Genomic DNA, 14,406 nt, shown 5'->3' on the forward strand with positions numbered 1-14,406 from the left:
ACGCCGCTGTCGGCGATGCCATAAGGGCACAAAGTCCTCAGTTGCGCCGAGTGTGCTGACGTGCTGCGTCGCGGCACGTACGTTTGCGTATGGGAGTAGAGATGACTGAATTCATGCGCAGCAGCGACGCATTCACCTGGGCAATGGAGAGCGATCCACGACTGCGATCCACTGTTGTGACGGTGTTGACACTGGACAAGGCGCCGGACTGGGATGACGTGTGCGAGCGGTTCGACCGCATCACCCGCACACTGCCGATGTTCCGGCAACGAGTGGTGGAGTCGCTCGCTCCCGCCCCGCCCCGGTGGGAGCAGGCCCCGGATTTCGATCTGCGCTTCCATATCCGGCGAGCAGCAGCACCCAGTCCCGGTGACATCGACGGGGTGCTCGAGATGGCCCGCCTGGCCGCGATGGAGGACTTCGACCGGGCTCGTCCATTGTGGAACGTCACGCTGATCGACGGGCTCGATGACGGGGGAGCGGCGATGCTGTGCAAGTTTCACCACTGCCTCACCGACGGTGTCGGCGGGGTGCAGATCGCCATGACCCTGTTCGACCTCTCAGAACTGCCTGAACAGCAGGGCCGGCTACTGGCTCTACCGGTGGTCGCCCCGCAGCCGTGGTTGCGTGGTTACCGTGATGCGCTGGGCTACGACGCCGGCCTCGTTGCGACTGCGCTGTCGAGAACAATCACCTCGGCCCCGAAATTCTTCTTCAACAGCCTCCGGCAGCCGGTGGGGACCATCGAGTCGGTAACGGCCACAACGGCTTCGATCTATCGGACCGTCCGGCCGGTGAACCGCACCGGGTCCCCGCTGATGAAGAACCGCACCCTGACCCGTCATCTCGGCGTCTATGACGTGCCGAAGTCTCAGCTGCGGCAAGCGGCGCACAGGTGTGGCGGGGCGTTGAACGACGCCTTTGTGGCAGGCCTGGCCGGCGGGTTGCGCCTGTACCACGAAAGGCACGGCGTCGTAGTCGGCGACCTACACCTGAGCATGCCGATCAACCTGCGCGTCGAGGGTGACGAGATGGGTGGTAACCGGATCACGCTGATGCGGTTCGACGTACCCGTCGGAACGGTTGACCCGGCAGAGCGAATCACCGCCATCAAAGAGCAGACCGCCAAAATTCGAGGTGAGAAATCCTTGCCCTATACCGAGGTGATCGCGGGAGTGCTGAACCTGATGCCCCGCTGGTACATCGGCTCGATCTTGCGCCACGTCGACTTCCTGGCCAGCGATGTTCCGGGCATCCCGGTTCCGGTGTTTCTCGGCGGGGCCAGCGTGCTCAGACAGTATGCGTTCGGTCCAACGGTCGGCTCGGCGGTCAATGTCACACTGCTCACCTATGTGGACACCTGTGCGTTCGGCATCGACGCCGACACCGGCGCGATCCCCGATTTCGACGTCTTCTACGAATGCCTCGTGGCCGGCTTCGCCGAGGTCCTTGCCCTCGCCGACTGACGCATCACCATGAACCGAAGTCTCTGCTGTTAGCTCCCCGCAGTGCGCTGACGTAGTCGCCGCGCTCACGAGTGGCCTCGTCGGCGCCGATGGGGACGGCGAGCAGCCCGCGAAAATCGTCGACTGTGCTGTATCCCTTGCGTGCCATCCATTCCCGCAGTCCGTCCAGCAAGGCGGCGGCATACTCCGGGCCGTGCCGCAGCAATGCTGACGCAGTCATCACCACATCCGCGCCGGCAAGCAGGTACTTGATCAGCTCGGTGGAACTTTCGACGCCGGTGGTCGCGGCCAGCGATGCACCAATCCGTCCGTGCAGCAACGTGATCCAGGTCAGCGGCAGGCGAACTTCCGCCGCGCAGGACAGTGATACCGCGGACACGACGGCCACGGTCTCGGGGTCGATGTCAGGTTGCAGGAATCGGTTGAACAACACCAGCCCGTCCGCGCCGGCCAAGTCCAGGCGCCTGGCCATCTCAGCGGTCGCGCTGAAATACGGGCTGAGCTTCACCGCCACCGGCACGCTCACGGCATCCTTGACCCCGGAGAGGATCTCGAGATGACGTTGCTCGACATCGCGGCCGCTGATATGCGCATCGCCGGGCAGGTAATAGATGTTCAATTCGATTGCGGCCGCACCACACTCCTGCATCGATCGCGCGTAGCGGGCCCAACTGCCGGGGCTGCTGGCGTTGAGGCTGCCGATCACCGGAACCGATGCTGACGTCGCCGCCCGCTCGAGCAGGCTCAGATACCGGCGTGGACCGTGGTCGTCGTCGGCTCCGGCCGGAAAGTAGGACAGGGCTTCGCCGAAGCTGTCGGAGCCGGCATCAGCCAGCCGGGCGTTCCGCTCCGCCTCGCGGTGCAGTTCCTCCTCGAACAGCGAATAGAGCACCACTGCACCGACACCGGCGTCGGCCAGGCGTTGCACACCCTCGACGGTGCGCGACAGCGGGGACGCCGACGCGACCAGTGGATTGCGCAAGTTCAGGCCTAGGTAACGCGTTGAGAGGTCCATCAGCGCTCCCTGCGGGCGTCGGGGTGGAAGTGCTCCGGGCCGCGAGAAGCCATCTCCTCGTAGGTATTCCACCGCTGCTCGATCGCCAGCTCGGCCAGCGCGAGCAACCGTTCGGCCTCGACCGGATCGGAGTTGGCCAGGGTGCGGTACCGCAACTCCCGGTAGACATAGTCCGACAGTGGTATCCGCGGGCGGTGCGAATCGAGCAGGAACGGGTTCTTCCCGGCGGCCCGCAGTACCGGGTCATAGCGCAGCAGCGGCCAGTGCCCGCTGGCGACCGCCCGATATTGCTGATCCATCCCCAGCCGCATATCGATGCCATGCGCAATGCACTGGCTGTAGCCGATCACCAGTGACGGCCCGTCGTAGGCCTCCGCCTCGCGGAATGCCTGGAGTGTCTGCTGCGAATCGGCACCCATGGCGACCTTGGCGACATAGACGTTTCCGTAGGCGATCGCTTGGAGGGCAAGGTCTTTCTTCGGCACCGTCTTGCCTGCGGCGGCGAACTTCGCGACCGCGCCCAGCGGTGTCGACTTGGACGCCTGGCCGCCGGTATTGGAGTAGACCTCGGTGTCGAGCACCAGCACGTTGACGTTGCGTCCGGTGGCCAGCACGTGGTCGAGCCCGCCGGATCCGATGTCGTAGGCCCAGCCGTCACCGCCGACGATCCACACGCTGCGCCTGACCAAGCTGTCGACCACGCTGAGCAGGTCGGCGCTCAGAGCGGGATCGAGTCCGCCCAGACGCGCTCTGAGTTCGGTCACCCGCTCACGCTGCGCCGCCAACTCCGACTCCCGCAGCTGTGGCGACGAGAGGAGATCGTCGACAAGTCCGCCGCCGAGGATGTCGCGTAACTCGGCGAGGCGTCGGCGGGCCAGCGCGGCGTGCCCGTCGCTGGCCAACCGCAGGCCAAGGCCGAACTCCGCGTTGTCCTCGAACAGCGAGTTCGACCAGGCCGGGCCCCGACCGTCGGCATTGGTGGCCCAGGGGGTGGTGGGCAGGTTGCCGCCGTAGATCGACGAGCAGCCGGTCGCGTTGGCGATCATCAACCGGTCACCGAACAACTGTGAGAGGAGCTTGAGGTACGGCGTCTCGCCGCACCCCGCGCAGGCGCCGGAGAATTCGAACAACGGCTGCAGGAACTGGGTGCCACGCACCGTGCCGAAGTCCACCCTGGCCCGGTCATTGGTCGGCAGTGTCTCGAAGAAGCCGATGTTCTCGCGCTCGATCGTCAACCGCGCCTCGGCGGGAGCAAGGTTGATCGCCTTGGTCACGCCCACCCCGGGGATGACGGTCCCCGCGGGGACGGTGACGGGGCAGGCCTCGACACACAGGCCGCATCCGGTGCAGTCTTCGACGTATACCTGCAATGAGTACCGGGCGTTCGGCAGGCCGACGGCATCCAACGGCGCGGAGGCGAATTCCTCAGGGGCCCCGTCCAGTTGGGAACCGTCGTAGAACTTGGACCGGATCACGCTGTGGGGGCAGACGAAACTACAGTTGCCGCACTGGATGCAGCTCTCGGAATCCCATACCGCGACCAACTCGGAGATGTTGCGCTTCTCGAAGGCAGTCGTACCGCTGGGATAGGTGCCGTCCACCGGAAGTGCGCTGACCGGCAGCAGGTTTCCACGTCCGGCCATCATCTCCGCGGTCACGGTGCGGACGAACTCCGGTGCCGACTCCGGCACCGTCGGTACTGGTGTCGCGGTAGAGGTGGCTTCGGAAATGCCGGCCGGCAACGCGATTCGCGCCAGCCCGGCCACGGCGCCGTCCACGGCGGCCAATTCCTTGGCCAGCACCTCGGCGCCACGGTTGCCGTACATCTTGTGCACCGATTCCCTGATCCGGTCGATGGCCCGTTCCCGGGGCAGCACCTCCGAGATCGCGAAAAAACACGTCTGGAGCACGATGTTGATGCGGCCCGCCAACCCGGCCTCGCGCGCGATCCGGTCGGCGTCGACGGTATAGAGCGTGATCCGTTTGTCCAGGATCTGTTTCTGGACCAGACGGGGCAGCGCGTCCCACACCTTCTCCGGCGCAAGTCGGCAGTTCAGCAGCAGCGTCGCGTCGGGGGCGGCGCGACCGAGAACGTCGATCTTGTCGAGGAAGCGGAACTGTTGGCAGCCAACGAAATTGGCGCCTCCGACCAGATAGGGCGCGTGAATGGGATCTGGCCCGAAACGCAGATGCGACTCGGTTTGCGAACCCGACTTCTTCGAGTCGTAGACAAAGTACGCCTGGGCGAACAGGCCTTCCGATCCCATGATCTTGATCGTGTTCTTATTGGCACTGACGGTCCCGTCGGAGCCGAGCCCGAAGAAGACCGCTCGAAATGTGGTGGGTGACTCGATGTCAAAGGACGGGTCGTAATCGATGCTGGTGCCCGAGACGTCGTCGTCGATACCGATGGTGAACCGTCGCCGCGGTCGCTCGCGGGCGAGTTCGGCGAACACCCCCGCGACCATGGCGGGGGTGAACTCCTTCGATGACAAGCCGTAGCGTCCGCCGGTGATGCGCGGCATGACCGGTCGTTCGCCGTCGGAATGGGCCTCGGCGAGTGCCGCGACGACGTCCAGGTACAAGGGTTCGCCGATCGATCCTGGCTCCTTGGTGCGGTCGAGCACGCCGATTGTGCGCACGGTTGCCGGCAGCGCATCCAGTAGCGCCCTGGTGGGAAATGGTCGGTACAAGCGCATCTGGACCACGCCCACCCGCTCACCTTGTTCGACGAGGGCGGCGACGGTCTGCACCACAGTCTCGGCGCCCGAGCCCATCAGCACCAGTACGCGCTCCGCCTCCGGATGCCCGCTGTAGTCGACGATGCCCATCCTGCGACCGGTGCGCTCGCCGAACCGCGCCATCAGGTCCGCGACCACACCCGGCACCCTGGCGTAGAACGGGTTCACCGTTTCACGCGCCTGGAAGTAGACATCCGGGTTCTGTGCGGTGCCACGGATGAACGGCCGCTCGGGAGACAGTGCGCGTCCACGATGTGCCCACACCAAGTCGTCGGGTATCAGCGCCCGGAGGTCGTCGTCGGTCAGCGTCTCGATCGTGTTCAGTTCGTGCGAGGTGCGGAAACCGTCGAAGAAATGCACGAAAGGTACCCGGGTGGCCAGCGTGGCTGCCTGCGCGATGAGCGCCATGTCCTGGGCCTCCTGGACCGAGGCCGAGGCCAGCATCGCGAACCCGGTTTGCCGCACGGCCATCACGTCCGAGTGATCACCGAAGATCGACAATGCCTGCGCAGCAACCGATCGCGCTGCGACGTTGATGACGGCCGAGGTCAGCTCGCCGGCGATCTTGTACATATTCGGGATCATCAGCAGCAGGCCCTGCGACGAGGTGAAGGTGGTGGTCAACGCCCCGCTCTGTAGGGCACCGTGCAGAGCACCCGCCGCGCCACCCTCGCTTTGCATTTCGACCACGGTCGGGACGGTGCCCCAGACGTTGGTCCGCCCGGCGCTGGACCATACGTCGGCCAATTCGGCCATCGGCGAGGACGGCGTGATCGGGTAGATGCAGCACACCTCGTTGAGTCGGTAGGCGACCGAAACGGCGGCCTCGTTCCCGTCGACCGTGGTTCGTGTCATATGGGCTCCGGGAACATGTCGATGGCGTGGACTGGGCACTGGTCGGCGCAGACACCGCAGCCGGTGCACGCGTCGTAATCGAACTCGTAGCGGTGCCCGACCCCGAGTTTGATCACCGCGTCCTCGGGGCACGCGCCGAGGCAGCCGTCGCATTCGAAGCAGTTGCCGCATGACAGGCAACGACCCGCCTCGTAGATCGCCTGGTCGGCGGATAAGCCTCCGACGACCTCCTCGAAGTTCGTGACGCGCTGTGCCGGTTCGAGTTCGGGCTGCTGGCGCTGTGATGCGTCGCCGAAGTACCACAGGTGTAGCGAGTCGAACGTCGCCGTCGGGTGTTTCGTCGTGCCTACCACCGGTGCGTCACGTAGCCAGGCATCGATGCGGTGGGCGGCCTTCTTCCCGTGCCCGACACCGACGGTCACGGTGCGCTCACTGGGCACCATGTCACCTCCGGCGAACACCCCCGGGCAGCCGGTCATCAGCGATTCCGAGACGCACACGCTGCCGTCGGCGTCGAACTCGACTCCCGGCAGTGTCCGCATGAACGCCGATTCCGTCTCCTGACCCAGCGCCATGATCAGGGTGTCGGCGGCTAGGCTCTCGAAGCGTCCGGTCGGCCGCGGGTAACCCGACTCGTCGAGTTCCATCACCTCGACCTGCAATTCGGGGCCGTCGAAGGCGGTGATCGTACGTAGCCAGTTGATTCGGACGCCCTCACGTTCGGCATCCTCGGCCTCCTGCTGGTGGGCGGGCATCTGCTCACGGGTGCGGCGGTAAACGATGACCGCGTCGTCGGCACCGAGGCGCCGCGCCACCCGGGCGGCGTCCATGGCGGTGTTGCCGCCACCATAGACAGCGACGTGCCGCCCGATCGTCGGCGTTTCGCCGGCGGCAACACCGTGCAGAAATGACACCGCGTCCAGCATCGAGCCGGCGTCGCTGGCCGGGATGTCGATACGTTTGGCCAGGTGCGCACCGATCGCGACGAACACCGCGTCGAAGCCGCCCTCGTCCCGCTCGGCCGCGAGGTCCTCGACCCGATGGTTAGCGGTCAACCGCACGCCCATGGCCGTGACCCGGTTCAGCTCGTCGTCGAGCACGTCTCGTGGCAGCCGGTAGGCCGGAATGCCGTAGCGCATCATCCCGCCCGGTAGCGGACCCGCGTCACGAATCTCGACCTCGTGGCCGAGCCGGGCCAAATGGTAGGCGGCCGAGAGCCCGCTGGGCCCCGCGCCGATCACCAAGACGCGCTTGCCTGTTCGGATAGGCGGTGGATCGAAGGTCCAACCGCGTTCCCGGGCCAGGTCGCCGAGGAACCGCTCCACCGAATGGTTCGACACGGAGCTGTCGAGTTGTGCGCGGTTGCAGACGGTTTCACACGGGTGATAACAGACCCGGCCGTGGATCGCGGCAAACGGATTGTCGGAAACGAGCTGCCGCCAAGCCTTTTCGTGGCGGCCAGCGGTGGCATGGGCAAGCCAGGATTGGATATTCTCCCCGGCTGGACAACCGGAGTTGCACGGTGGCAGGAGGTCGACGTAGACCGGTCTGTGCTCGCGTACCGGGCCGGCCCGCGACTGTCCGTGAGCCAGATCGGCAAGCGGCGTGACATCTTTCGTCGGTCCGGTAGCGGGCCGGTGGAGCGCATCGTCACTCATGGCGGTGTCCTCTCGCTGTCAACGCGATACCCATCCCGGCGAAAGCAGCTGCTCGCAGTACCGCGGCCACCAGTTGCACGCCCGCGGGCGCAGTTTGGGTCGCGGCGACAGCCACCACTCCCAGCGCCAGGGCGACGCCTGTCCGTCGAGGCAGAACCCCGGCCCGGATCACCGCCAGCCCGAAGCCGATCCCGGCGATCACCATGATCGCGCCGTGAATGGTCATCGACGCACCCAGTTTGTCCGTGAGTGCCGCGTAGTCCCTGGTGCCGTTCATCATCGCGTAGATGACTGTGCCGCTGAAGAATACGTAGCTATATGCATACGCGATGGCGCTGAATAAACCCAACCGGGCCATCTGCGGGCGCTGCACGACGTAGAGGCCCACTACAAAGAACGGGATCGCGGCCTCGCCCACGAGGGTGAGGATGAGCTGTAGGCCGGAGAAGCCTCCCTGAGCGGCTTCGATCACGTCGGAAACCACGTATAGCCCGGAGAAGACGACGGTGGCCAAGCCGAGTGTGCGTGCTTCGGCGGCAGTTGGTCTGTCCGCAAGCGGCGTGAGACCCCGTGGGGCAACCATCAGCCGGGAAATCGAACGGTGGTTCCGGGCATCAGCTGAACGATGCGGCCGTGGCATTCCACGTCGATCCCTGCGGCGTCGCGCGGATCAACACTGATGATGACGCCCTTTCCGCTGACCCGCAGGTGCAGGTGCAGTCCGCGGTAGTGGATCGGGATGGCCAGCACCCCAAGTGATTCAGGCCAGTGCGGTGACAGAATCAAGCGATTGGACCGGGTTTCCAGTCCGGTGAAGCACCGCTGCATGAGGTCGACGGTTCCCGCCATGGCGGCCAGATGAATACCCTCGGATGTGGTGCCGCCCTGGATGTCCGATACATCGGACTTCAATGCCTCGCTGAAGAACTCCATGGCCCGGTCGCGGTTGGCCCTGGCCAGTACCCAGGTATGCACCACCCCGCTGAGTGTCGAACCGTGCGAGGTGCGGGCCAGGTAATAGTCCACCATCTCCGGCACTTGTTCTGGTGAAAGGTGATAGCCGAGCCGGCCTAGGAGCTCGCGCAACTCTGTGGCCGAGAGAAGGTAGAGCAGCATCAGTGCGTCGGCCTGCTTGGACGCCTTGTAGCGGTTGACGTCGTCATGTTCTGCCTCGAGGATGCGATCCAGGCGTTGGATGTTGCCGTACTGCTGACGAAGGCGGTCCCAATCCAATTCCGCCAGCTCGCCGTACCCCTGGAACTGGCTGATGAACCCATCGTGGAACGGGACGTACATCCGGCGGCTGACGTCGTCCCAGTGCGCCAGTTCGGCACTGCTCAGTCCCAGCGTCTCCAGCAGATCCAACCGGTTCGGTAGCGGCAGAAGGTCCAAGGCGTCGATGGCCCGCATGATCACCCACACCGCCATCACGTTGGTGTAGGCATTGTTGTCGATACCGTCATACGGGGCGTCGGGATAACCCGAGTGGAACTCGTCGGGCCCGATAACGCCCCGGATGCCGTACCGGGCGAGCTCGACGTCGTAGGTCGCCCTGCTGACGAAGAAGCGTGCCACCTCGGCCAGCAGCTCTGTGCCGTAGTCGATGAGGTAAGCCAGGTCGCCGGTGACCTGGTAGAACTGCCAGGCGCTGTAGGCGACGGCGATGCCGATATGGTGTGCACGAGCGCTGGCGTCGGGGTTCCAGTGGCCGCTGCGCGGATTGAGATGCAGCCGTTGACTTTCCTCGCGCCCGTCGCTGCCGGACTGCCATGGGAACATCGCACCCGCGTAGCCGGCTGCCGCGGCGGCATGCCGGGCTTCTGGCAGCCGCCGATACCGGTAGCCGAGCAGTGAGCGGGTGATCATCGGCAGCCGCAGGTTCAACACCGGGTAGATGAACAGTTCGTCCCAGAAGATGTGACCGCGGTATGCCTCACCATGCAATCCGCGGGCCGGCACCCCGGCATCGAGGTCGGAGGTGTTGAGCGAAACCGTCTGCAACAGGTGCAGCATGTGCAGCCGTAGGATCCGCAATTCGTCGGTGAAGCCGTCGAATTCGATGGAGAGCCGCTCCCACAGATGCACCCAGTCGGTCAGATGCCCGTCCAATATCTCGGCGAACCGGCCTAATCGGGCGAGGCAGCGCTCGGCGTCGACGGCAGGTTCGGATGTAGCGGCATCCCGGCCCGTGTACAGGGTGACGATCTTCTCGACCGTGACCGACTCACCAACCGACAACCGAACAGTGATGTCGTGACCGATCCTGGTGGCGTCCTCGAACAGCCGATAGGAGGTGGGCACGGCTTCGCCGTCGCGCCACACGGCGGTTCGCTGCGCCATCGCGATGGGGATGCGAGATTGCGTCGTCTGGGTGGAAAGCAGCACCGAATCATCAGAGATCTCGTGCTTCTGCGGCGGGCCGAGGTGCTGGTTGGCCAGATCCCGGTACCGCTCGACCAGCGAGTTCGTCACGCCGCCATCCAGGGCGGAGCGTATCTCGATGGTCCCCGACCAATCCTCGGCAAGGATCGTGGACTCAAGAGCGCCGACGTGGGGCATGTGCATGGCGACGAAACGTCGTTGTTTGAGTGTGGTCGTCTGGCCGGCATCATCACGGAACCGAACATCCCGGGTCAGCACCGCGCCGCGAAGATCCAGTGTCTGCCGGTAGGACAAGATTTCGACCTCGTCGAGGTCGAACCAGTTGGCGCCTTCGCACCGGAACGTCAGCGCAAGCCAGTTGGGCAGGTTTACGAGGCTTTCGTTGTCGATCTCGGTGCCGGAGACGTTGTCGACGAGACGGTTGTACACCCCGGCCGCGTAGGTGCCGGGGTAGTGCACCTGCCCCGCCGCCGATTCCGGTGCGGCCCCCCGGGTAGCGAAATAGCCATTTCCCAACGTGCACAATGCTTCCCGAAGCTTCTCGCTCTGTGGGTCATATCCATCGAAGGTGTATTCCCACGACTCGCCCGACGCAAGGTGCTTGTAGGCAAGCCATTTCGAACCGCGCTGCATGAACTCGCATACCTGCTGGGGACTCTGCAGACTGAATTGAGCAGCAGTCTTACGATCCCCGTCCTCATCGTGTCCGACGACGATCCCGATTCCGTCGAAGTGCACCGCGTCGAAGGCGTCCTCGTCGGTGAGGTCGTCGCCTATATAGATCGGCAGCAGGTCACCGGCCGGGTCGATCCGATCACGGATCCAGGCCAGCGTGGTGCCCTTGTCCCACTCGATATCCGGCCGCAGCTCGACGAGCTTGCGTCCGCTGGTCACTCGTAGGCCCTCCTGCCGGCCGACCTGGTGGACCAGTGCGACGATCTCGTCGACGTGCTCTGGTGCGACCTCGCGGTAGTGCACCGCGACGGCAAAGCGCTTGTGCTCGACGCGAACACCCGCAATCGAGGCCAGCGCGTGGGTCAGTTCGGCGGCGGCTTGCTCGAGCAGAGGGACCGACGGCGCGGCCGTTTCGTTGCAGTGGTAGGTGCCATCCGGTTCGATCAGCTCGAAACCGTGGCTGCCGGCATACCAGATGCCGGGTGTGCTGACTCGCGTGCGGATATCGGCAAGGTCCCGGCCGCTGAGGATGGCTACCGGGCAGACTGCCGCAACGAGTTCCAGTGCCTCGGCCGCGCCGTCGACAAGCGCGGCCGCATCGGGGTCGGAAACGATGGGCGACAGCGTCCCGTCATAGTCGAGGAATACCAACGACTCTCGAGCACCGGTTATCCCGATCAGTTGACCGTAGGACGCCAACGCATTAGGGAGTTCGGAGACCCGTTTGTCGCCGCGCCGGACGGTGACATCTGTCAAGTCGGCGACGATGGCGCCTGCGCCGGCGCGGAGCAAGTCCCCGTTCCCGGTGCGGTCGATACCGATGACGATCGCGAACCCGGCTTCGCGGCCCGTTGCCACTCCGGCGTAGGTGTCCTCGACAACAACGCACCGTTGCGGGCGCACACCTAGTCGGCGCACCGCTTCCTGCAGAACAGCAGTCCCGTGTTCGCCACCCATTCCATCGATGCACACGTCGAACAGGTCATCGACCCCGGCGGCCTTCAAGGTGCCCTGACAGTGCGGGCTCGACGAATGGGCCGCCGTGGCGACGCCGATGCTCTGGAGTTTCCTCGCCAGATCGACGGTCGACTCAAAGAGCGACGCGTCGGTGGTCGGCGCTCCGTCGAGGTTGAACAGCACCGCGTCGTAGTGACGCGGGTCGATGGTGATCGGCAGTTTCATGGCGCGACCATGAGCTGTCGTTCCAATTCCAGGATCTGACGGGTGGTCTTGACTACGGTGTCGGGGTTCAGGCTTATCGAGTCGATGCCGAGCCGGACCAGGAACTCGGCCATGTCCGGGTAGTCCGACGGTGCCTGCCCGCACAGACCGGAGTGAATCCCGTTGCGGCGACATCCTTCGACGGCCAACCGGATCATTTCCTTGACACCGTCGTCGCGTTCGTCGTAGTCGAACGCCACGATCTCACTGTCCCGATCGACACCGAGGGTGAGTTGAGTCAGGTCGTTGGAGCCGATGGAGAAACCGTCGAAGCGCTTGGCGAATTCGTCGATCAGGATCACGTTGTTCGGGATCTCGCACATCGCATACACCTTGAGCCCGTGCTCACCACGCTTCAGCCCGTGTTCTGCCATCGTCTTGAGCACGAGGTCCGCCTCGGCGATTCTGCGCACGAACGGGAGCATCAGAATCACGTTGGTCAGGCCCATCTCCTCGCGAACCCGGCGCATCGCGCGGCATTCCAGCGCGAAGCCTTCGGCGTAGGCCGGATGCGCGTAGCGCGATGCGCCGCGGAAGCCCAGCATCGGGTTGCTCTCGGACGGTTCGAAGCCCTGCCCGCCGACCAGGCTGGCGTACTCGTTGGTCTTGAAGTCCGACATTCGCACCACCACGGGCTTGGGCCAGAAGGCGGCGGCGATGGTGCCGATCCCCTCGGAGAGTCGCTCGGTGAAGAATGCGCTGCCGTCCGCGTAGCCCTGGGTGAGTCGGGCGATCGTCCGGCGTGCCTCCGGGTCGTCGACCTTCTCCGGGTGCAGCAGGGCGAGCGGGTGAACTCGGATGTACTCGCTGATGATGAATTCCATCCGGGCCAGTCCCACACCGTCGTTGGGCAAGAACGACGTCTTGAACGCGAGGTCGGGGTTGCCGAGGTTGAGCATGATGTGCGTCCGGGGCCGGGCCATGTCGCCGACTTCGGTGCGATCCACGTGGAAACCCACCGCACCCTGGTAAACCCGGCCCGAGTCGCCCTCGGCACACGAGACGGTCACCACCTGGCCGTCGGGCACACAGGTGGTCGCGTCGCCGGTGCCAACCACGGCGGGGATGCCGAGCTCGCGGGCGATGATGGATGCGTGGCAGGTGCGCCCGCCGCGGTTGGTGACGATCGCCGCGGCGGTCTTCATCACCGGTTCCCAGTCGGGCGTGGTGGTGTCGGCGACAAGCACCTGGCCTGGCCTGAATTCATTGAGCTGCGTGAGGTTCTCGATCTTTTTCACCGCACCGGAGGCGATCTTCTCACCCACCGACCGGCCCTCGGTGAGGATCTCGCCGCGCCCTTCGAGCACATAGCTCTCCAGTGCGGTCACGCTGTGCTGGGAGGCCACCGTCTCGGGGCGGGCCTGGACGATGTAAAGCTGACCGTCGAGTCCGTCCTTGGCCCACTCCATGTCCATCGGCCTGCCGTAGTGCGCCTCGATGGTGCATGCGTAGCCGGCCAGCTCGAGGACATCGGCATCGGAGAGGCAGAACCGGGAGCGGTCGGCCTTCGGAGTGGGGATGTTCCTCGTGGTGTTCTTGGTCTCGCCCTCGACGAGGATCATCTTCACGGCCTTGTCGCCGAGGAGGCGGCGCAGCACGGTGCGATGGCCTGCGAGGTAGGTCGGCTTATGCACGTAGAACTCGTCCGGGTCGACGGCTCCCTGAACCACGTTCTCGCCGAGTCCGTAGGCGCCGGTGATGAAGACGGCATCGCGGAAGCCCGATTCGGTGTCGAGGGAGAACATCACCCCTGACGAGGCGATGTCGGAACGCACCATCTTCATTACGCCGATCGAGAGCGAGACCTTGAAATGGTCGAAGCCCTGGTCGATCCGGTAGTGGATGGCGCGGTCGGTGAACAGGCTGGCAAAACAACGGCGACAGGTGTCGAGTAGGCTCTCCTCGCCCTTGACGTTGAGGTATGAATCCTGCTGTCCGGCAAAGCTTGCCGTCGGCAGATCCTCTGCGGTCGCCGAGCTCCGCACAGCCAGGCTGACATCCTCGCCGTACTCCTGCTGGAGTGCGCGATAGCCGTCCAGGATCTCAGCCGCCAGGTCGGGTGGGAGGCCGGCGCCGTAGACGATCTCCCTGGCACGCTTGGCTTTCCGGGCGAGCGCGGCCACATCGGTGGGGTCGAGTTCGTCGAGTTCGGCATGCAGACCCTCCCAGGCGCCGGCCTGGTCCAACATGTGGCGGTAAGCCGCGGCGGTAATGGCGAACCCGTGCGGGACACGGACGCCGTTGCTGGACAGCTTCTGCAACATCTCGCCCAGCGAGGCGTTCTTGCCGCCGACCAGCGGTACATCGTCTATGCCGAATTCCTCGAAGAAACGGACGTACTCAGATGTGCTCATAACCTGTCCCTCTCGTGGCGGGTCATCCACGTCGTACAG

General features: G+C 65.0%; 7 protein-coding genes. 1 reads left to right on the forward strand and 6 read right to left on the reverse strand.

The window, feature by feature from the left end:
- The first annotated feature begins 101 nt into the window (after positions 1-101).
- A complete protein-coding gene (locus tag ADBZ9O_RS14175; protein WP_526532233.1) occupies positions 102-1,466 on the forward strand; it encodes a wax ester/triacylglycerol synthase domain-containing protein in 1,365 nt (454 codons plus the stop codon).
- 4 nt (positions 1,467-1,470) lie between these two features.
- Here the strand turns inward: ADBZ9O_RS14175 and ADBZ9O_RS14180 are convergent, their stop codons facing one another.
- The 6 genes from ADBZ9O_RS14180 to ppsA all read right to left on the reverse strand — a co-directional run bounded on the left by ADBZ9O_RS14180 (position 1,471) and on the right by ppsA (position 14,367).
- Positions 1,471-2,481: a dihydroorotate dehydrogenase-like protein gene (locus ADBZ9O_RS14180; RefSeq protein ID WP_526532235.1), complete on the reverse strand. Its 1,011-nt coding sequence runs from the start codon at positions 2,479-2,481 to the stop codon at positions 1,471-1,473.
- Positions 2,481-6,077 carry a pyruvate:ferredoxin (flavodoxin) oxidoreductase gene (nifJ, locus tag ADBZ9O_RS14185; protein WP_526532237.1) on the reverse strand — a complete coding sequence of 1,199 codons (3,597 nt, stop codon included), beginning with the start codon at positions 6,075-6,077 and terminating at the stop codon, positions 2,481-2,483. The genes ADBZ9O_RS14180 and nifJ overlap by 1 nt, the downstream gene beginning before the upstream one ends.
- Positions 6,074-7,735: an NAD(P)-binding protein gene (locus tag ADBZ9O_RS14190; protein ID WP_526532239.1), complete on the reverse strand. Its 1,662-nt coding sequence runs from the start codon at positions 7,733-7,735 to the stop codon at positions 6,074-6,076. Before ADBZ9O_RS14190 ends, nifJ begins: the two co-directional genes overlap by 4 nt.
- On the reverse strand, positions 7,728-8,249 hold the full coding sequence (locus ADBZ9O_RS14195) for a hypothetical protein (RefSeq protein WP_526532241.1): 522 nt from the start codon (positions 8,247-8,249) through the stop codon (positions 7,728-7,730). Before ADBZ9O_RS14195 ends, ADBZ9O_RS14190 begins: the two co-directional genes overlap by 8 nt.
- A gap of 68 nt (positions 8,250-8,317) precedes the next feature.
- Positions 8,318-11,974, reverse strand: coding sequence for a trehalose-phosphatase (otsB, locus tag ADBZ9O_RS14200; protein ID WP_526532243.1), 3,657 nt, complete (start codon positions 11,972-11,974; stop codon positions 8,318-8,320).
- On the reverse strand, positions 11,971-14,367 hold the full coding sequence (gene ppsA, locus ADBZ9O_RS14205; protein ID WP_526532245.1) for a phosphoenolpyruvate synthase: 2,397 nt from the start codon (positions 14,365-14,367) through the stop codon (positions 11,971-11,973). The genes otsB and ppsA overlap by 4 nt, the downstream gene beginning before the upstream one ends.
- Positions 14,368-14,406: the final 39 nt, after the last annotated feature.

The sequence above is a fragment of the Mycobacterium sp. genome, assembly GCF_965229105.1.
Lineage (GTDB): Bacteria > Actinomycetota > Actinomycetes > Mycobacteriales > Mycobacteriaceae > Mycobacterium.

Bases quoted from the DNA above. Each gene is read 5' to 3' on its own strand.
- ADBZ9O_RS14175 (WP_526532233.1), top strand. From the start codon at position 102: ATGACTGAATTCATGCGCAGCAGCGACGCATTCACCTGGGCAATGGAG.
- ADBZ9O_RS14180 (WP_526532235.1), bottom strand. From the start codon at position 2,481: ATGGACCTCTCAACGCGTTACCTAGGCCTGAACTTGCGCAATCCACTG.
- nifJ (WP_526532237.1), bottom strand. From the start codon at position 6,077: ATGACACGAACCACGGTCGACGGGAACGAGGCCGCCGTTTCGGTCGCC.
- ADBZ9O_RS14190 (WP_526532239.1), bottom strand. From the start codon at position 7,735: ATGAGTGACGATGCGCTCCACCGGCCCGCTACCGGACCGACGAAAGAT.
- otsB (WP_526532243.1), bottom strand. From the start codon at position 11,974: ATGAAACTGCCGATCACCATCGACCCGCGTCACTACGACGCGGTGCTG.
- ppsA (WP_526532245.1), bottom strand. From the start codon at position 14,367: ATGAGCACATCTGAGTACGTCCGTTTCTTCGAGGAATTCGGCATAGAC.